The organism is Hwangdonia sp., assembly GCF_048381975.1.
Lineage (GTDB): Bacteria > Bacteroidota > Bacteroidia > Flavobacteriales > Flavobacteriaceae > Hwangdonia > Hwangdonia seohaensis.
This window is the reverse complement of record NZ_JBLWYT010000006.1, coordinates 218,210-237,020: the sequence shown is the minus strand read 5'-3', so window position 1 is coordinate 237,020 and position 18,811 is coordinate 218,210. Positions and strand designations below refer to the sequence as shown.

The following is an 18,811-nucleotide window of genomic DNA, read 5'->3' as shown; positions in this document are numbered from 1 at the left end:
AATGCATATTTAATTATTTTTGTCGTTATTTATATTATTCAATCCCATTTATGAAACGCCGTATCCTTTATTTTATATGTACCATTTGTTTTTTAATGCTTTGGAGTTCTTGCCGAAAGGATTTTGAGTTCTCACCAAGTACAGGAAGCCTACAGTTTTCTAAGGACACCATTTATTTGGATACCGTTTTTACCAATATTGGCTCAAGTACGTATAACCTAAAAGTGTATAATAAAAGTAACGACGATATTTCAATTCCCTCTGTGGGTTTAGCGCGAGGTGCGGCGTCTAATTACAGACTGAATGTTGATGGGATTGCGGGCAAAAGCTTCGATAACATTCAGGTTTTGGCAAACGACAGCCTATTTATTTTTGTTGAAACCACTATCGATATCAATAATTTTTCGAACCCCAATGGCACTTATCTTTACACCGATCAAATTGAGTTTGATGCCGGTTCAAATCTTCAAAAAGTGGAGTTGGTCACCTTGGTGCGAGATGCCGTTTTTATTTATCCAGACAGAGATAACACCACAAAGGTTATTGAAACCCTAACATTGGATATTGGCGGCGAATTAATTGAAACCGAATTACAAGGCCGCGAATTACTGCCCACCGAACTCACTTTTACCAACGAAAAACCTTATGTTATCTACGGGTTTGCCGCCGTACCAAACGGCGAAACCTTAACCGTTAATGCGGGTGCGCGATTGCATTTCCATTCAAACTCCGGTATTATTGTGTCCAATGGCGCAACTATTAATGTGAATGGCGCTTTTAGCGACGACCCCGATGTATTGGAAAATGAAGTTGTTTTTGAAGGCGACCGCTTAGAACCCAATTTCTCCGATACGCCAGGGCAATGGGGCACCATTTGGTTGTTGGATGGTAGTATAAACAACACCATAAACTACACGACCATTAAAAATGCAACCGTTGGGATTTTAAGCGATGGCAATGCGAATGAAGCTACCGAAAAACTAAAAATAACCAACTCTCAAATTTACAATTCCAGTAATTTTGGCATGCTGGGGCGCAACACCTCAATAAGTGCCGAAAACGTGGTAATTAACAATTCGGGGCAATCCTCGTTTGCCGGAACTTTGGGTGGAAAATACAACTTTACGCATTGCACCATTGCCAATTATTGGAGTAACGGCTTTAGGCAATTCCCTTCCGTTTTACTCAATAATTTTGTAACGGATGAAGATAACAACGCGATTCTAGCCGATTTAACCGAAGCCAATTTTAACAATTGTATTATTTACGGCAATGATAATCCCGAGATTTTATTAGATGAAATTGAAGAAGCTTCGGTAGCTTTCAATTTTAAGTTTACCAATTGTTTAATCCGTTTTGAAGATAACAACAACAATTTTACGGGAGAAAATTACAATTTGGAAAACACCAGTCTCTACGAAAACGCTATTTTTAACGAAGACCCCAATTTTAAGGATACCGCATTAAACCAATTATTTATTGGCGACGAATCGGCTGCGATAAATATGGGAAACCCCACGTTTTCAAGTCAAGTGCCCACTGATATTTTAAATGTAAACCGAACCGCTTCTCCAGATTTGGGAGCCTATCAGCATATTACATTTCCAGAAGATGATTAATGTTTTTTATAGTTTATTTCTGTAAGAAAAATTAATTATATTTACAGGATAATGAAAACAAAAACTTACTTATCCTGACCTATTTATGGGATATGAGTAATACATGTTACTATATACCGAGTTAGCGGCAACCTGAAAAAAAAATATGGCTACATCATTTGACATACCTAAAGTATTTATTTCATATAGCTGGAAACCAATGTCCAATAAAGTTAAAACCTTGGCTTTAGCTGAAAGAATGACTAATGATGGTGTAAATGTAATTTTAGACGAATGGAATCTATCCGAGGGACAAGATAAATATCAATTTATGGAACAAATGGTAAATGACCCGGAAATAAAAAGGGTACTTATTATTTGCAATAAAGATTATCGAAACAAAGCGAACAATAAATCTGGTGGAGTTGGGACAGAAAGCCTGATTATCTCAGATTCTATATATAAACAAGCAGAACAAAAAAAATTCGTTCCTGTTATATTTGAGAGAAATAAAAATGGTGAAGCTGAAATGCCAACTTTTGTAAAATCAAGAATTTATATTGACCTAAGTGCTGACGATATTTTTGAAGAGGAATATGAAAAGTTATTAAGAAATATTTTTGACAAACCACTTAGCAAAAAACCTGCTATAGGTACACCACCGGCATACATCATAGAAGATGAAGTAACTTTTTTAAGAACTTCTCATAAAGTTAGCGCTATTAAAAACGCACTTATTAATGACAAGAGCAATTATCAGGTATTTATCGATGAGTATTACTCGACTTTCCTTCTTGCATTATCTGATTTTAAAATTACAGAAGATGAACTAAAATCAACGGATTTTATTGACGAATTAATCTTAAAAAAAATTGAGGCATTAAAATTCCTAAGAAACGATTTTGTGACCTTTTTTGAGACAATAATATCATATTCCGTTAACATTGATAATGAAAAATTCTTAAGCTTTCTTGAAAACCTGATGGTTTTTTTAAAAGAAGCTGAAAAAGAGAGAAGCTCACATTTACTATCTATTGACCAATTTAGATTCTTTTATAATGAACTTTTTTTATACATAATATCAGTTTTAATTAATAAGGAGAAATACGATTTATTTTCTGAAATAGTTAATAATGATTTTGTTTTCTATGATGATAGGTCAGGAAAAACAGAGGCTTTTACATTTATGTATTTTAATCAATACAGTGAATCTTTAGATAAATACAGAAATAACAGATTAGAACTTAGAAGATTAAGTGTAACAGCTGATTTAATAAAGCAAAGAGCTGATATCTCACCATACGGTTTCGAGAAGATAAAAGAAAGTGATGCTTTGCTTTACTATGTTGGAATTATGAGAAATAAAGAAGAAAGCTGGAGTTGGCTCAGATGGTTCCCACAAACATCAGTTTACAGAGTTCATAGATTACCTGTTTTAGAAAAAATGGCATCGATGAGACATTTCGAAAAAATAAAAACAATTTTCGATATTAGCACAATAGAAGAACTCAAAGAAAAAGTGAACAAAACCTCTGAAATTAAAGCGGATAAACTACAAAGGTATAATCACGAAATTCCATACTTAAAATTTGCATTTAATTTCGATGAGATAGGTAAATTTAAATAAAGGTAGCCGCTAACACTGTATCCTACGAAAAGCACTAGCCTTGTTCTACGTTAACGCATGTTTGTATTAAGTGATGTAGCGAATTAATTATTAGTACTCGGTACAAACGAGCACCAACATCATATCTAAAAACATAAAACATAACGGACACTGCGTTAACGATTGAACGGTTCGACTGCGCTCACCGCAGGCTAAATGTTTGAAATCCTTAGTAAAACTTGGCTAACTTATAATTATGTTTTAAGGTAAAGATTAACAGATTGCCACGTCGGTAGCTCCTCGCAATGACGGTTTTAAAAAGATTGAGTAGTGAAATATTTATATTCACGATTTCCAAAATTTTTAATAAATACCAATGTGTAAAGCGTGTTAAAACGCCCAAATAAAAAATCCCGCTTAACGCAGGATTCTTTAGTCAACCTAAACTGGTTTCAGGTGCTCATTATATTTTCATTTGATGATGTGATGCCGAAACAAGTTCAGCATGTCGATACTACACAAACAAAGGTTTGCCTTTCATCATGGCATTTACTTTTTCTTTTACCGTTTCTAAAACGGCTTCGTTTTCGTGGTTGTTAATCACTTCATCAATCAAATCAACAATCACTGGCATGTCATCTTCTTTTAAACCACGCGTGGTAACGGCCGCTGTACCAATTCGGATGCCCGAGGTTACAAAAGGCGATTTATCATCAAAAGGCACCATGTTTTTATTTACCGTAATATCGGCTTTTACCAAGGCTTGTTCGGCTGCTTTACCGGAAATATCTTTATTGCGCAAATCAATCAACATACAGTGGTTATCGGTGCCGCCGGAAATAATATTGTAATCTTTTGCAACCAAGGCGTTGGCCATGGCGTTGGCATTGGCCTTAACTTGCAGTTGATAGTGTAAAAAATCGTCGGTCAAAGCTTCACCAAAAGCAATGGCTTTAGCCGCAATAATATGCTCTAATGGGCCGCCTTGATTTCCTGGGAATACCGCAGAATCCAACAGCGACGACATTTTACGCAGATTTCCGTTTTTAAGCGTGATACCGAATGGGTTATCAAAATCCTGTCCCATCATAATCATACCGCCTCTTGGGCCACGCAAGGTTTTATGCGTTGTTGTGGTTACAATATGGCAATGCGGCAACGGATCGTTTAAAATACCTTTGGCTATTAATCCCGCTGGATGCGCAATATCGGCCATTAAAATAGCGCCTACACTATCGGCAATCTCTCTAAAACGCTTAAAATCCATATCGCGCGAATAGGCTGAAGCACCTGCAATTATTAGTTTTGGTTGCTCTTTTGTGGCAACTTCTTGAATTTTATCGTAATTTAAAACACCGGTCTCCTGCTCTACGCCGTAAAACGACGGATTGTACAATTTACCCGAAAAATTTACTGGCGACCCGTGGGTTAAGTGTCCGCCATGGGACAAATCGAAACCTAAAATTTTGTCACCTGGTTTCAAGCATGCCGCAAAAACAGCCGTATTTGCCTGACTTCCAGAGTGTGGTTGCACATTTACATAAGCTGCACCAAATAAGGCCTTGGCTCTATCAATAGCTATTTGCTCTACTTCATCAACCACTTCGCAACCGCCGTAATAACGCTTTCCCGGATAGCCTTCGGCATATTTATTGGTTAATACAGAGCCTGCAGCTTCCATAACCTGGTCGCTTACAAAATTCTCTGATGCAATAAGTTCTAAGCCTTGTAATTGGCGTTCTTTTTCAGCTTGAATAAGTTCAAAAATTTGTTCGTCGCGTTGCATAAATTTTAATTGTAGTTAAATGTTGCGCAAAAATAACAAATAGATTATTCAAATACATCAAAATATATATTTTTACGCCTAAGTTTTAAACCGATTTATTAACGATTAAAATAAATCTATTTTTAGGCATTTATAATTAAATAAATAAAAAAATTATGTAGGTTTGATACGAATTAAAATAACATCTAATACATAAGGTATGCAAATATCAGCCAACAATCCAGATAGAGCTTCGTGGTTACACGTCGATAAAAACTCAGATTTCCCCATTCAGAACATTCCGTTCGGTGTATTTTTAACGCGCGATGACATTATTACGATAGGCACGCGTATTGGCGATACCGCCATAGACCTTGGGGCTTTGCATCAATTGGGCTATTTTGATGGCATTGCGCTAACCGATGATATTTTTCTTCAAGATACCTTAAATGATTTTATTGCCGATGGCAGAAAAACTTGGCGCGCTGTTAGAAATAGAATTGCCGAAATTTTTGATGCCGAAAACACCGCGTTAAAAAACAATGTAAAGCATAAGGAAATTGTATTGTTTCGTTTGGATGAAATTGAAATGCAATTACCGGTTCAAATTGGCGATTACACCGATTTTTATTCAAGCATCGAGCACGCTACAAATGTGGGCACCATGTTTAGAGACCCGGAGAATGCGTTGATGCCAAATTGGTTGCATATTCCTGTGGGATACCATGGCAGAAGTTCGTCCATTATTCCATCCGGAATCCCGATACACAGGCCACAGGGGCAAACCCTTCCGAACGGTGCTACAGAGCCCGTTTTTGGTCCGAGTAAATTAGTGGATTTTGAGTTGGAAATGGCTTTTATCACCACCGATGCCAACGATTTAGGTGAATCTATTCCTGTAAACGAAGCCGAAGAATATATTTTCGGATTGGTTTTATTTAACGATTGGAGCGCACGCGATATTCAAAAATGGGAATACGTGCCATTGGGTCCGTTTTTAGCGAAGAGTTTTGCATCTTCCATTTCACCTTGGATAGTTACATTGGATGCTTTGGAGCCGTTTAGGGTCAATGGTCCAAAACCGTTAAAACCGCAATTGGAATACTTGCAATACAAAGGCAAAAAGAGCTACGATATTAATCTGGAGGTTTCCATCCAGCCAAATGGTGCTAAAGAAACCGTGGTTAGCAAATCGAATTTTAAATATATGTATTGGAACATGTCGCAGCAACTGGCGCATCATACCATAAATGGATGCCCCATAAACTCCGGTGATATGATGGGAAGTGGTACCATTTCTGGGCCAACACCAGATTCTTACGGTTCCATGTTAGAACTGTCATGGCGTGGCGAAAAACCCATTAAACTAAATAACGGTACACAGCGCAAGTTTATAAATGACAACGACACCGTAATTATGCGCGGGCATTGCGAGAAGGATGGTACACGTATTGGCTTTGGCGAGGTTTCAACTAAATTGCTTCCGGTTTATTCTAAAAAATAAGACTAATCTTACTGAAATATATCTAAATTTTACGTTTTAACGGATTTATTAGTATTTAATCTATAGTTTTAGTATTTTGGCACCACTATTGAATAGTATCCCAAATAACCTAAAATGATAACCTATGAAAAGATTTCTACTCATCATCCTTACACTTTCATTATGTATTGCCTGTAGCGCAAAAAAAGAAGTTGAAAAAGCTGTAAATACCGGTAATTACGATCAGGCCATAAATACAGCGCTTAAAACCCTACGAACAAATAAAGACTCCAAGCGTAAACGCGACGTAGTTTTAATGCTACAAGACGCCTATTACAAGGCTGAAGACAGGGATTTAAACACCATAAATCATCTTAAAAAAGATAATAACCCAGAATTGTATCGGGAGATTTACGAGCGTTATTTGGATTTGAATGCAAGGCAGGAAGTTATCAAACCAATTTTACCACTGCAGGTAAACGGCAAAGATATTCCGTTTGACTTTAATAATTATAGCAATGCCATTATTGAGTCCCGAAAAAATCTTTCAGATTATTTATATGAAAAAGGCATAAAACTTTTAGAATCTGATGACAAACTTGCGATTAGGGAAGCTTACCAAACGCTTGATTATTTAGACAGAATAAGTCCGAATTACGAAAACACGCGTGAGCTGTTAGATGAAGCCCACCAAAGAGGCACCAACTATATTTTGGTTTCCATTAACAATGAAACACAACAAATAATCCCAACACGTTTAGAAGAGGATTTGTTGAATTTTGATACTTACGGATTAAATAAATTTTGGAGTGTCTATCATGCCAATAAAATTAACGATGTTACATACGATTACGCCATGCATCTCAATTTAAAGCGTATTAATATTTCGCCGGAACGTATTAAGGAACGTGAGTTTTTACGGGAAAAGGACGTTAAAGATGGTTGGGAATATCAATTAGACAGCGCTGGAAATGTGGTAAAAGACACCTTGGGCAACGATATAAAAGTTGATAAAATTATTAGGGTAAAATGCCGTTTATTGGAAACGCTTCAAACCAAGTCGTCTCAAGTTATTGCAGACGTAGTGTATTTAGATTTGGCATCAAAGCAACCGTTAGATACCTTTACCATTGATAGCGAATTTGTTTTCGAACATTATTTCGCACGCTCAAGAGGCGATAAACGTGCGTTAAACAAAGAGGATAGATTATTGTTGGACAACAGGCGTGTGCCATTCCCAAGTAACGAGCAAATGGTTTACGACACTGGCGAAGATTTAAAATACAAACTCAAGGATATTATAAATTCTTATACGATTAGATAATCAATTTAAAACCTCTCAACTTTTGGGAGGTGTTTTTGTTTAAATAAATCGATTCAAATCCAAAGCGTTAATCGCGCCATGGGAGGCATGCGACACCACCGCACCATTTTTAATTACCAAAAGCTGCGGGGATTCGTGCAGCACCTGAAATTTATATCCAACTTCGTTAGAAACCTCACGGTAATTCAGCAAATCCAAATAATACAAATCCAAATCTTTTTCAGTAAAATTATATGCATCAACAAATTGCTTCATTACCATTCTGCTGATACCGCAGCGTGTAGAGTGTTTAAAAATAACCTGGGTTTTGGTATCCGATTGATTTTTAATACTGTCTAACTGAGTCAATTCATTTAAAGGAATCCAAGGCAAAACCTTGTCTTCTTTTGCTTCGTTATCGCCACGAAATAATTTATTCAATAATCCCATAATTTCTATATTATATTTTCATACCCTCAATGGAGGGAATCTCATTTTTACTGTTCCTTTTAAAGCAGAAACACATCCATTACTCTCCTAAGTCGAAACTTATTTTAAATCTTACAAACTGACTAAAAGTCATTAGAACAAAGGTCTATCAAGACATTTTGTCGCTCAAATAGCATTGGTAAGGTTATTGACTTAGTGCTATTGTAAAAATAAAATAGTAGATTTTTACTTTTTTAGAAAGAAAACAATAATAACATGTCCTCTTTAAAGGAATGAAAAATTAAATTTTATATGAACTTAAATAATTATACTATAAAATCCCAAGAAGCCATTCAGCAAGCACAGCAAATTGCTCAGGGTTTCGGGCATCAACAAATAGAAAACGAGCACATTTTCAAAGGCATTTTTGAAGTTGATGAAAACGTATTGCCATTCATTTTAAAAAAACTGAATGTTAACATTAATATCCTGCTACAAGCTTTAGACAAGCAATTGGAAAGCTTCCCCAAAGTTACGGGTAGCGAATTAATGTTATCGCGCGAAGCTGGGAAATCGCTAAACGAAGCGTCTATTATTGCTAAAAAAATGAAGGATGATTTTGTTTCCATCGAGCATTTAATTTTGGCGGTTTTTAAATCGAACAGCAAAATAGCGCAAATGCTAAAAGATCAAGGTGTAACAGAAAAGACGCTAAGTGCCAGTATTCAAGAATTGCGCAAAGGTGAAAATGTTACCTCGCAAAGTCAAGAAGAAACATATAACGCCCTTAATAAATATGCAAAAAATTTAAACCAATTGGCCAAAGACGGTAAGTTGGATCCGGTAATTGGTCGCGACGAAGAAATACGCCGTATTCTTCAAATTTTATCACGCCGTACCAAAAACAACCCCATTTTAGTGGGTGAACCCGGAACGGGGAAAACCGCTATTGCCGAAGGTTTAGCACACAGAATTATTGATGGCGATATTCCGGAAAATTTAAAGGACAAACAAATTTTCGCTCTCGATATGGGTGCCTTAATTGCTGGCGCAAAATATAAAGGTGAGTTTGAAGAACGCTTAAAAGCCGTAATTAAGGAAGTTACAACCAGCGATGGCGATATTGTATTGTTTATCGATGAAATCCACACGCTTGTTGGCGCCGGTGGCGGACAAGGCGCTATGGATGCCGCCAATATTTTAAAGCCCGCTTTGGCCCGTGGGGAACTGCGAGCTATTGGTGCAACCACCTTAGATGAGTATCAAAAATACTTTGAAAAAGACAAAGCTTTAGAGCGTCGTTTTCAAAAAGTTATGGTGGATGAGCCCGATACCGAAAGTGCCATTTCAATTTTAAGAGGCATTAAGGAAAAGTACGAAACGCACCATAAAGTACGTATTAAAGACGAGGCTATTATTGGCGCCGTTGAATTGTCGCAACGCTACATTACCAATCGTTTTTTACCAGATAAAGCCATCGATTTAATGGATGAATCAGCTTCAAAATTACGTATGGAAATCAACTCAAAACCCGAAGAACTGGATGTTTTAGATAGAAAAATCATGCAGTTGGAAATTGAAATTGAGGCCATTAAGCGTGAAAAAGACGAGGCAAAATTAAAATCGCTCCGATCGGATTTGGCTAACTTAAAAGAAGAGCGCAACGAAATCAATGCGAAATGGAAAAGCGAAAAGGAAGTGGTTGATAATATCCAAAACACAAAACAGGATATTGAAAACTTCAAACTGGAAGCGGAACGTGCAGAACGTGATGGCGATTACGGCAAAGTAGCCGAATTGCGTTATGGAAAAATTAAGGAAGCCCAAGAGCAACTCGAAGTATTTCAAAAGCAGCTGGAGGCGCAGTCTGAAACCTCTTTAATTAAGGAAGAAGTAACCTATGATGATATTGCCGAAGTAGTTGCCAAATGGACCGGAATTCCGGTTACCAAAATGCTACAAAGCGAACGTGAAAAACTTTTAAAATTAGAAGATGAGCTACACAAACGTGTGGTTGGGCAAGAAGAGGCCATTGTTGCCGTAAGTGATGCGGTTCGTAGAAGTCGTGCTGGCTTACAAAACCCGAAAAAACCAATTGGAACATTCTTGTTTTTAGGAACCACCGGCGTTGGTAAAACAGAGCTCGCAAAGGCTTTAGCCGAATATTTGTTTGATGATGAAAGCGCCATGACCAGAATTGACATGAGCGAATACCAAGAACGACATGCGGTAAGCAGATTGGTTGGAGCGCCTCCGGGATATGTGGGTTATGATGAAGGCGGTCAATTAACCGAGGCTGTTCGTAGAAAACCCTATTCGGTTGTTTTGTTGGATGAAATTGAAAAAGCACATCCAGACACCTTTAACATCTTATTGCAAGTGCTTGATGAAGGGCATTTAACGGATAATAAAGGTCGTGTAGCGGACTTTAAAAACACGATTATTATTATGACCTCAAATATTGGAAGTCATTTAATTCAAGAGCGTTTTGAAGCTACAAAAGACTTAGATTCTGCCGTTGAAGCAGCCAAAATTGATGTTTTAGGTTTATTGAAACAAAGTGTACGTCCGGAGTTTTTAAACAGAATTGACGACACCATTATGTTTACGCCGTTAAGTAAAGAAAACATTGTAGCCATTGTAGGTATGCAGCTAAAAAACGTGACTAAAACTATAGCACAACAAGGCATTACTTTTGATGCAACGCCAGAAGCTATTGCGTATTTAGCAAACAAAGGTTACAATCCGGAATATGGTGCAAGACCCGTAAAACGTGTGATTCAAAAAGAAGTTTTAAACGCTTTGAGTAAAGAAATATTAGCAGGAAAAGTAACAACTGATAGTATTATTCTACTCGATGCCTTTGATGATGAATTGGTTTTTAGAAATCAAAGCAGTTTAATTACTGAAGAATTATAGACTAAAAACAATCGTTTGTAACAAAATGGTTTTTAAACAGTCTATATAATTGGTTGGTTAGTTGAAAAGCAACATGAATCTTTTACAAGAGGATTGTTGCTTTTCCTTTTAATAAATAGCAATTGGAAAATTCACAAACACTTTTTTTATTTATATAGCAATCCCCTCATATTGTTCGCATTAGACAGTAATCAAATTTATTTGAAACACCAATAAATCAACTTAAAAAATATAAAACGAAAATTACCGTTTAACTTACTAACAATGTATTGTTAATTAAAAACTTGTTAAAATTCCAAAAAATGCGTTTTAAAATCCTACTTTTACACGGTTATTAGTTAAAAGATTATATAAAATACGATACGAAATGCTGTTTGTCAACACAAAGAAAAACAATTAAAACCTACTTATTCAATGCAAATTGACAATTATATAGAATACTCGTTACTACATCCGTCAGCCACTGAAAGAGATGTTATAGAATTATGTTTAGCCGCACAAAAAAACAACTTCCGCGCTGTTAATATAAACAGTTATTATATAAGTTTAGCTAAAGAATTACTAAGTAAAACGGATATTAAAGTAAGTACGCCCATTGGTTTCCCATTAGGAGCTATGGCAACAGCATCAAAAGTTTACGAAGCAAAACAAGCCCTACACGATGGCGCCGATGAAATTGAAATGGTAATTAACCAAGGCTTGCTTAAAAGTAAAAATTATGTTTCGGTTTTAAAAGACATTACCGATGTAAAGTTAGCCATTGGAGACACGCCATTAAAAGTGATTATAGAGATTTCGGAATTAAATAAAAATGAAGTCATAAGAATTTGTGAAATCTGTTTGGATGCCAAAATAGATTTCATAAAAACATCAAGTGGTTTTTCAAAAAATGGAGCCACACTTACTACTGTAAAAATCATTAAAAAAACAGTTAGAAACCAGATTAAAATTATCGCTTTTGATGGGATTGAAGATCACGAAACCGCAGTAAAATATCTGGAATCCGGTGCAAACATCGTTGGTATTAATTACGGTTTAGAACTCTTTGACAACAAGCGCGCCAAAAGAAATTCTAAAATATTTAAACAGTACATTAAAACATTTAAAACGGAAGACGCTTTAGCAGCTGAAAGTGTCGTTGAGAAAATTTAAGACTAATTCAAATCAATTAAAAAAGCTAAACAAAACCAAAACGTTTTGTTTAGCTTTTTTTGCATCAAGTTATTTTTAAGACCCAATTAGTGTGCGACTAATATTGCTAAAACTGACTTAAATCATAGTTTAGACATCATTTTTTAAGCAACTTGCTGCCTTAAATTGTTTGCTATGAATCTATTTTTTATTTAAAAAATAATCTTACTTTTATCAACACCATGAAACTTTTAAACACTTACATAGACCACACGCTTTTAAAACCTACGGCAACTAAAAATGATATTATAAAACTTTGTAACGAAGCTATGGAGCATCAGTTTTTCTCGGTGTGCGTTAATAGTTGCTATGTGCCTTTAGCTAAAGCACAGTTAAAAAATAGCAATGTAAAGGTTTGCAGCGTGATTGGCTTTCCTTTAGGAAGCATGTCTACGCAAGCAAAAGTTGACGAAGCCAAATCTGCATTAAAAAGCGGTGCCGATGAAATTGATATGGTTATTAATTCAGGATTTCTTAAAAGCAAAGATTTTGATGCGGTTTGGAAAGATATTGAAGCCGTAAAAAAAATAATGCCCCAAAAGGTTTTAAAAGTGATTTTAGAAACCTGTTATTTGGAAGAACTGGAAATTATAAAAGCCAGTGAACTCGCCATACAAAGCGGCGCTGATTTTATAAAAACATCCACCGGATTTGGAACTGGTGGCGCCACCATAAAAGATGTAAAACTGATGCAAAAAGTTGCAAATAAACAGGTAAAAATAAAAGCCTCTGGCGGAATAAAAGATACCAAAACAGCATTGGAATACATACGTCTTGGCGTAGAACGCTTGGGCACATCCTCTGGAATTGCCATAGTTACAGGAAAATCTACGATAGAGACCAATTATTAAATCACGTTTAAATATTAAATTTTCAACTTTCAATTAAAATAAATGAGTGTACATATTGAAGCCAAAAAAGGCGATATAGCTGAAACAATTTTACTCCCGGGCGATCCGTTACGCGCCAAATGGATTGCAGAAACTTTTTTTGAAAACCCAGTTTGCTTTAATAAAGTAAGAAACATGTTTGGTTATACGGGGACTTATAACGGCAAACGCATTTCGGTAATGGGTACGGGTATGGGCGTACCCTCAATATCCATTTATGCACACGAACTTATTACTGAATATGGCGTTAAAAACCTTATTAGGGTTGGTAGCGCAGGTTCCTATCAAAAGCATGTTAAAATACGGGATATTGTTTTGGCCATGGCGGCATCGTCAAATTCCGGGGTTAACGAATTGCGTTTTGGTGGTGCAGACTACGCACCCACAGCCAATTTTGAATTGTTTCAAAAAGCGGTTGAAGCCGCTAAAGAAAAGCAAATTTTTATAAAAGCTGGTAATGTTTTTACCTCGGATGAATTTTACGCCGATGATTTTGAATCGTACAAAAAGTGGTCTAAATTCGGGGTGCTTTGTGTAGAAATGGAAAGCGCCGGCTTATACACCATAGCCGCGAAACACAATGTAAATGCGCTGTCTATTTTAACCATATCAGATTCTTTGGTCACCGGAGAACGCACATCAAGTAAAGAGCGCGAAACCACGTTTACCGAAATGGTTGAAATTGCAATGCAGCTGGCTTAACATCAACTTTAACCATAACCGAGAACAAGTCGTTTAAAACTTTTATATTTGAGAATATTCAAAATTTAACCGATGAAATATTTCTTTCTTTTCACATTCGCATTACTGTCATCGTTAACGTTTTCACAAGAAAAAACAGCCGCAGAAACGTCTACCTATTACTTTATACGACATGCTGAAAAAGACCGTAGTGACCAATCAAACAAAGATCCGCATTTAACCGAAGTCGGCAAAAAACGTGCGCTAAATTGGAGTGATGTATTTTCAAATATAAAATTTGATGCCGTCTATTCTACCGATTACAACAGAACCAAAGAAACGGCACTGCCAACCGCTACAAAAAACGGACTGAAATTAACGTTTTACAATCCTTATAAACTCGACAAGACAATCTTTTTAAACGATACTAAAGGAAAAACCGTTCTCGTTGTTGGGCATAGCAATTCAACCCCCATGTTTGTAAACGAAATTTTAGGTTTCAAAAAACACGAAGACATTGATGACAGCAACAACGGTAACTTATACATGGTTACCATAATTGATGGGAAAATTGCAGATCAAGTGCTAACCGTTAATTTACACTAATATTTTCTAAATCTATTTTAGATAATAATTCCAACTTGTTATTTTCGAATAAATCATCTAAATCTGAAACCGAAACCGTTGTGTCATTAGATTTATAATTTTTATAATCCACAAACCTAATTGTATTTACAAAACGCTCGTTATAAGCCTCTCTAAACCGCAATCCTATTCCATGGTTTTCGCGATACGAATAGGCCAAATAATCGGTTTTAAAGTTTTCAGCGTTTACCCAATACACAAAAACATCTTCAAAATCTTCTCCTCCACCTTCTTGATTAAAAGTGATTTCTATTTTATGGTACGGCTTGCCTTTCACATTAACTTTTTCAATATATTTTTTGTTAACGGCCGCATCATTTAACCCATAAGGCAAAACCGAAAAATAGTGAACCGAATTCACCGAAGCCGCGTATTTTGGAACCATAGTATCTGAAACCTTCACGATTTCATTATTGATGTATCGCTGAAAACCCTCGTTTGACAGGACATCCCTGATCGTGTTTATAGAATCTTTAAACGTTCTTTCCAATTTAAACAACCCATTATTTCGCGTTGCTTTATAGTGTTTATCCCTAAAATCGAATGCGATGGTGGCGTTTTTAATTTTATCGCCTCCGGTAACCTCAATGGTTTTATCAATGATTTCTTGTGCGCTGAATTCCTTTTCCTTTTCACAACTTAAAAAGAACATGGCAACCGTAATAAGTAGAAAGTGTTTTTTCATTTTTTGCTTTTAATCTCTGTCGTAAAACTACGCACAACTTACCAATTACCGTTATAAAATTTTCTTAATATTCCAGAAGTTTAAAGCTGATGTTTTGCCCCGTAAACTTTTGCGCCAAAACACTAATCGATGATTCTTTTAACTGTAAAATTCTGGGATAACCGCCCGTAGTTTGGCAATCGCGCATTAAAACAATAAGTTTTCCAGAAGGCGTTAGTTGCACCGTTCCCGGAAGCACCAACGAGGTGATTATGGGCTGCAAGCTATTATCCAAAGTGTCCTCCAATTGGTAAGCCATTCGGTTATTTTCTTTTGAAATTTTAAATGGTTTTGAAAACAGTTTTTCTTGTTGTTCTTTGGAAAGCAAATCGAATTCCGGCCCTTTATATACTTCGATTTCATTTGCATTAAAATGATTGGCATTTATTTTAATTCGAGCATGCTTTGAATTAATTTCGATAAAATCCGAAAACGGCAACTCGTCATTTATACGCAGATTAAACGAATTGGTAATGCCTTTGTACATACTTCTGCTGCGCATGACTTTTTCGGTTTTAAAACCACCCGAAATCGCCAAATAACATCTAAATCCATAATTCAGTTTTCCAAAAGACAAAACGTCTCCGGTTTTCACAGCTATATTTTTATAAAGTTGGACTTGGTTTGAATTGATTTTTGGCGACATATCTGCTCCAGAAATGCAAATGTTTGCATTGCCATAAAATTGAAGTGTGGCGCCCGTCATCGTCATTTCAATTACCGCTGCATTTTCATCGTTGCCCAATACAGCATTAGCCATGGTTGCCGAATAACGATCCATAGCTCCGGAATATGGCACGCCGTAATGCTGAAAACCGAAACGACCTAAATCCTGAATACTTGAATAAAACCCTGTTTTAATGACTTTAACCATAGATGACCTCGCTTTCCAATTAATAATCGCCCGCATCAACACGTGTTTTAATTTCGTGGTGTTTATTTAATGAAATTGGATAAAACTCTATACGGTCTCCGGATGATGCAAAACACGGATTCTCTTTTTTTACGTCGAAAAAAGGAATGGGTGTATTCCCGATAATATTCCAACCGCCAGGGCTTTCATTCGGATAAACCCCAGTTTGATGACCGCCAATGGCCACAGCCCCTTTTTCGATTTTTAATCTCGGGGTATCTTTTCGAGGAAAATAAAGCGTTTCATCCAAACCTCCCAAATACAAAAATCCGGGTAAAAAACCGATAAAATAAACGGTGTAAACAGCTTGCGAATGCCGCTTAATAATGTCTTTTTTTGAACAGTTTTTAGCCTTAGACATCTGCTCTAAATCAATACCAAAAACAGCATCATAACACACCGGAATTTTCCATTGCTTAAATTTGGGTTGCTCATAAGTTGCATTCTGATTATAGATTTTTTTTAAGGTAGAGCATTGAGATTCAAAATCTATAATATTTTTTTCATAAGTAATTAATAATGAATTATATGCGTGAGTTATATTAACGACAGATTTAATATTGTTTTCTAAAATTTTATCTTTAAAAGCCAATACATCAAACAGTGTTTTTTTATCGATTACAGATGGCCATTCAATCAAAATTGAACGTTCTCCATAGCGTTTGTATACAAGGTTAAAGGCCATAAAAATTACATGATTTTCACCCCTTTTGCTTCCAAGTTTTTCCTTAGGGTTTTAACCAGGTTTACAGCCTCGGTATTATCGCCATGAACACAAAATGTATCCGCTTTTATGGCAATTTCCGAGTCGTTAACAGCTCTAACCTTTCCAGTGGAAATCATGCGATACACATGGTTAAACAGGGTTACATCGTCACAAATCAGTGCATTGCTTTTATCTCTGGAAACCAAGGTTAAATCGTCGTTGTAATTTCTATCGGCGAAAGCTTCATAGATAATAGCGATGTTATTTTTAATCGCCACATCGGCAATTACCGATTTATAGGGCACGTATAATTTTACGGGAATGGCTATGCTCTTTATCGCTTCAATGATAATTTTTGCAGTCTTTTCGTCAACCATTGCTATATTGTAAAGGGCACCGTGTGGTTTAATATGATGCAATCTGGCGTGCTCTTCTTTTAAAACATTCAATAAATCGCGAATCTGTTTTTTTATCGATTTGTACAACACCACTGAAGGCATTTTCATGGCCACTCTTCCAAAGTTTTCTTTATCTGGAAACGAGGGGTGCGCTCCTATTTTTACACCGTGTTTTTTTGCCAACCGTACAACGCTTCGCATAGTTTCAACATCACCTGCATGACCTCCGCAGGCAATATTACAACTTGATATGTAAGGCATTAATTGTGATTCGTTACCAATGCCTTCACCCAAATCTACATTGATATCAATCTTGTAATTTTGCATTAAAAGAGGTTTAATTGAAACACTTTGTTAAGCGTAGCTAACGATAGTAAGATACTAATTCCTAGAATAATAATCCCGAAAATATTTTGTTTTACATTATTTACATGTGTTCCCAAAATAGATTTTTTATTCATAACCCAAATTAAAAAACCAGCAATAATGGGCAATAGGATGCCATTGGTAACTTGGGCGAATTTTATAATTTCTATTGATTTTATTCCTGATGAAGCGGATATTACACCAACAAGCAAAACAATTATCCAAACTGCTCGAAACTTTTTAGATTGCATATTGGTGCTCCAACCCAGACAGCCCGTTGCCACATAAGCCGCTGCCAATGGCGCTGTAATGGCACTGGTAATGCCAGCAGCAAACAAACCTATAGCTAAAAAATATTTTGCAAAACTCCCGAATAACGGCTCTAATCCTTTGGCTAAATCTGCCGCATTATTTATGTCTTGGATTTGAATGGATGCGGCCGAAATAATGATACACATAGAAACCAACCCGCCTAAAACAACTGCGACCAAAGTATCCTTTCTTGCGAATTTTAAATCTGATTCGTTATGCCATTTTTGTTTCACTAAAGACGCATGTAAAAATAAATTGTAAGGCACAACGGTTGTTCCAATTAAAGCAATGACTGTTAACATGCTATCTTTTGGAAACTTGGGGATAAATACGCCGTTTAAAATTTCAGAAATATTGGGTTTGGTAATCATAGCCGTAATCAGAAAGGCTAAACTCATTAAAATCACAAGAAAAACCAATGCGTTTTGAAGGATTTTATAATTCCCTAAATAAAGCAAAACGAAAGCAATAATGCCTATCGCAATACTCAGAAAATTAATTGAAATTCCTGCCATGTCAACATTTGAATTTCCAACAATAGTTTCTAAACCTAAAACGCCACCGCTTATATTTCCAGCTTCGTAAGCGGCATTACCAATAACAATGGCAGACAGTATTAAAATAATAGCTAGCGTTTTTAATATGGGGTTTTTAATTTCACTTCTAATGGCTTGCGCCAATCCATTTTGTGAAATAATCCCCAGTCTTGCAGCCATTTCCTGTAAAACAATGGTTGCTATAATGGAGAGCAACATCGCCCAAAGTAAGGCATACCCAAAGCCCACGCCAGCAAGTGTGCAAACGGTTACGGTGCCCGGTCCAATAAACGCAGCGGCGACTAATGGCCCGGGACCAATGTTTTTAAACCAGTTTTGCATATAA

General features: G+C 36.3%; 16 protein-coding genes. 9 read left to right on the top strand and 7 right to left on the bottom strand.

From position 1 onward, the window contains the following. Positions 1–50: 50 nt before the first annotated feature. Both ACN5J7_RS12415 and ACN5J7_RS12410 read left to right on the top strand, forming a co-directional pair. Positions 51–1,619, top strand: coding sequence for a hypothetical protein (locus ACN5J7_RS12415; protein ID WP_418604134.1), 1,569 nt, complete (start codon positions 51–53; stop codon positions 1,617–1,619). Positions 1,620–1,764: 145 nt separating this feature from the next. Continuing rightward, positions 1,765–3,225 (top strand): toll/interleukin-1 receptor domain-containing protein, encoded by a 1,461-nt coding sequence (locus tag ACN5J7_RS12410; protein WP_418604133.1) that lies wholly within the window; start codon positions 1,765–1,767, stop codon positions 3,223–3,225. Between the two features lie 493 nt (positions 3,226–3,718). Here ACN5J7_RS12410 and glyA read toward each other — a convergent pair whose 3' ends face one another. Beyond that, positions 3,719–4,990, bottom strand: coding sequence for a serine hydroxymethyltransferase (gene glyA, locus ACN5J7_RS12405; protein ID WP_418604132.1), 1,272 nt, complete (start codon positions 4,988–4,990; stop codon positions 3,719–3,721). Positions 4,991–5,189: 199 nt separating this feature from the next. Between glyA and fahA the strand changes: the two genes are divergently transcribed. Both fahA and ACN5J7_RS12395 read left to right on the top strand, forming a co-directional pair. Beyond that, complete coding sequence (gene fahA, locus ACN5J7_RS12400; protein WP_418604131.1) at positions 5,190–6,473, top strand: fumarylacetoacetase; 1,284 nt, start codon at positions 5,190–5,192, stop codon at positions 6,471–6,473. Positions 6,474–6,597: 124 nt separating this feature from the next. Next, on the top strand, positions 6,598–7,776 hold the full coding sequence (locus ACN5J7_RS12395; protein WP_311937921.1) for a hypothetical protein: 1,179 nt from the start codon (positions 6,598–6,600) through the stop codon (positions 7,774–7,776). Positions 7,777–7,815: 39 nt separating this feature from the next. On the opposite strand, the gene ytxJ is transcribed toward ACN5J7_RS12395, so the two are convergent. After that, a complete protein-coding gene (gene ytxJ, locus ACN5J7_RS12390; RefSeq protein ID WP_418604130.1) occupies positions 7,816–8,205 on the bottom strand; it encodes a bacillithiol system redox-active protein YtxJ in 390 nt (129 codons plus the stop codon). A 291-nt stretch (positions 8,206–8,496) separates the two neighbouring features. Here ytxJ and clpB point away from each other — a divergent pair, with 291 nt between their 5' ends. The 5 genes from clpB (at position 8,497) to ACN5J7_RS12365 (ending at position 14,471) form a co-directional block, all read left to right on the top strand. Then, entirely contained in the window at positions 8,497–11,103 is a 2,607-nt protein-coding gene (gene clpB / locus ACN5J7_RS12385) for an ATP-dependent chaperone ClpB (RefSeq protein ID WP_418604129.1), read from the top strand. Positions 11,104–11,517: 414 nt separating this feature from the next. Continuing rightward, positions 11,518–12,255, top strand: a complete 738-nt coding sequence (gene deoC, locus ACN5J7_RS12380; RefSeq protein ID WP_418604128.1) for a deoxyribose-phosphate aldolase — start codon at positions 11,518–11,520, stop codon at positions 12,253–12,255. Positions 12,256–12,476: 221 nt separating this feature from the next. After that, positions 12,477–13,145, top strand: a complete 669-nt coding sequence (gene deoC / locus ACN5J7_RS12375; protein WP_418604127.1) for a deoxyribose-phosphate aldolase — start codon at positions 12,477–12,479, stop codon at positions 13,143–13,145. 42 nt (positions 13,146–13,187) lie between these two features. Then, positions 13,188–13,886 (top strand): purine-nucleoside phosphorylase, encoded by a 699-nt coding sequence (deoD, locus tag ACN5J7_RS12370; RefSeq protein ID WP_311937912.1) that lies wholly within the window; start codon positions 13,188–13,190, stop codon positions 13,884–13,886. Positions 13,887–13,958: 72 nt separating this feature from the next. Next, entirely contained in the window at positions 13,959–14,471 is a 513-nt protein-coding gene (locus tag ACN5J7_RS12365) for a histidine phosphatase family protein (RefSeq protein ID WP_418604126.1), read from the top strand. On the opposite strand, the gene ACN5J7_RS12360 is transcribed toward ACN5J7_RS12365, so the two are convergent. The 5 genes from ACN5J7_RS12360 to ACN5J7_RS12340 form a co-directional block, all read right to left on the bottom strand. Beyond that, positions 14,458–15,195, bottom strand: coding sequence for a DUF6503 family protein (locus tag ACN5J7_RS12360; protein ID WP_311937908.1), 738 nt, complete (start codon positions 15,193–15,195; stop codon positions 14,458–14,460). The genes ACN5J7_RS12365 and ACN5J7_RS12360 overlap by 14 nt on opposite strands. Positions 15,196–15,259: 64 nt before the next feature. Continuing rightward, the gene (locus ACN5J7_RS12355; RefSeq protein WP_311937907.1) at positions 15,260–16,144 is read right to left on the bottom strand and encodes a biotin-dependent carboxyltransferase family protein; all 885 of its coding nucleotides are present in this window, start codon (positions 16,142–16,144) and stop codon (positions 15,260–15,262) included. After that, entirely contained in the window at positions 16,128–16,832 is a 705-nt protein-coding gene (gene pxpB / locus ACN5J7_RS12350) for a 5-oxoprolinase subunit PxpB (RefSeq protein WP_418604125.1), read from the bottom strand. Before pxpB ends, ACN5J7_RS12355 begins: the two co-directional genes overlap by 17 nt. Positions 16,833–16,837: 5 nt before the next feature. Then, positions 16,838–17,578, bottom strand: coding sequence for a 5-oxoprolinase subunit PxpA (gene pxpA / locus ACN5J7_RS12345; protein ID WP_311937903.1), 741 nt, complete (start codon positions 17,576–17,578; stop codon positions 16,838–16,840). After that, on the bottom strand, positions 17,578–18,807 hold the full coding sequence (locus ACN5J7_RS12340) for an Nramp family divalent metal transporter (RefSeq protein WP_311937901.1): 1,230 nt from the start codon (positions 18,805–18,807) through the stop codon (positions 17,578–17,580). Before ACN5J7_RS12340 ends, pxpA begins: the two co-directional genes overlap by 1 nt. Positions 18,808–18,811: the final 4 nt, after the last annotated feature.

Excerpts from the sequence above, each read along its gene's own strand:
- ACN5J7_RS12415 (WP_418604134.1), top strand. The coding sequence starts at position 51 with ATGAAACGCCGTATCCTTTATTTTATATGTACCATTTGTTTTTTAATG.
- ACN5J7_RS12410 (WP_418604133.1), top strand. The coding sequence starts at position 1,765 with ATGGCTACATCATTTGACATACCTAAAGTATTTATTTCATATAGCTGG.
- glyA (WP_418604132.1), bottom strand. The coding sequence starts at position 4,990 with ATGCAACGCGACGAACAAATTTTTGAACTTATTCAAGCTGAAAAAGAA.
- fahA (WP_418604131.1), top strand. The coding sequence starts at position 5,190 with ATGCAAATATCAGCCAACAATCCAGATAGAGCTTCGTGGTTACACGTC.
- ACN5J7_RS12395 (WP_311937921.1), top strand. The coding sequence starts at position 6,598 with ATGAAAAGATTTCTACTCATCATCCTTACACTTTCATTATGTATTGCC.
- ytxJ (WP_418604130.1), bottom strand. The coding sequence starts at position 8,205 with ATGGGATTATTGAATAAATTATTTCGTGGCGATAACGAAGCAAAAGAA.
- clpB (WP_418604129.1), top strand. The coding sequence starts at position 8,497 with ATGAACTTAAATAATTATACTATAAAATCCCAAGAAGCCATTCAGCAA.
- deoC (WP_418604128.1), top strand. The coding sequence starts at position 11,518 with ATGCAAATTGACAATTATATAGAATACTCGTTACTACATCCGTCAGCC.
- deoC (WP_418604127.1), top strand. The coding sequence starts at position 12,477 with ATGAAACTTTTAAACACTTACATAGACCACACGCTTTTAAAACCTACG.
- deoD (WP_311937912.1), top strand. The coding sequence starts at position 13,188 with ATGAGTGTACATATTGAAGCCAAAAAAGGCGATATAGCTGAAACAATT.
- ACN5J7_RS12365 (WP_418604126.1), top strand. The coding sequence starts at position 13,959 with ATGAAATATTTCTTTCTTTTCACATTCGCATTACTGTCATCGTTAACG.
- ACN5J7_RS12360 (WP_311937908.1), bottom strand. The coding sequence starts at position 15,195 with ATGAAAAAACACTTTCTACTTATTACGGTTGCCATGTTCTTTTTAAGT.
- ACN5J7_RS12355 (WP_311937907.1), bottom strand. The coding sequence starts at position 16,144 with ATGCGGGCGATTATTAATTGGAAAGCGAGGTCATCTATGGTTAAAGTC.
- pxpB (WP_418604125.1), bottom strand. The coding sequence starts at position 16,832 with ATGGCCTTTAACCTTGTATACAAACGCTATGGAGAACGTTCAATTTTG.
- pxpA (WP_311937903.1), bottom strand. The coding sequence starts at position 17,578 with ATGCAAAATTACAAGATTGATATCAATGTAGATTTGGGTGAAGGCATT.
- ACN5J7_RS12340 (WP_311937901.1), bottom strand. The coding sequence starts at position 18,807 with ATGCAAAACTGGTTTAAAAACATTGGTCCCGGGCCATTAGTCGCCGCT.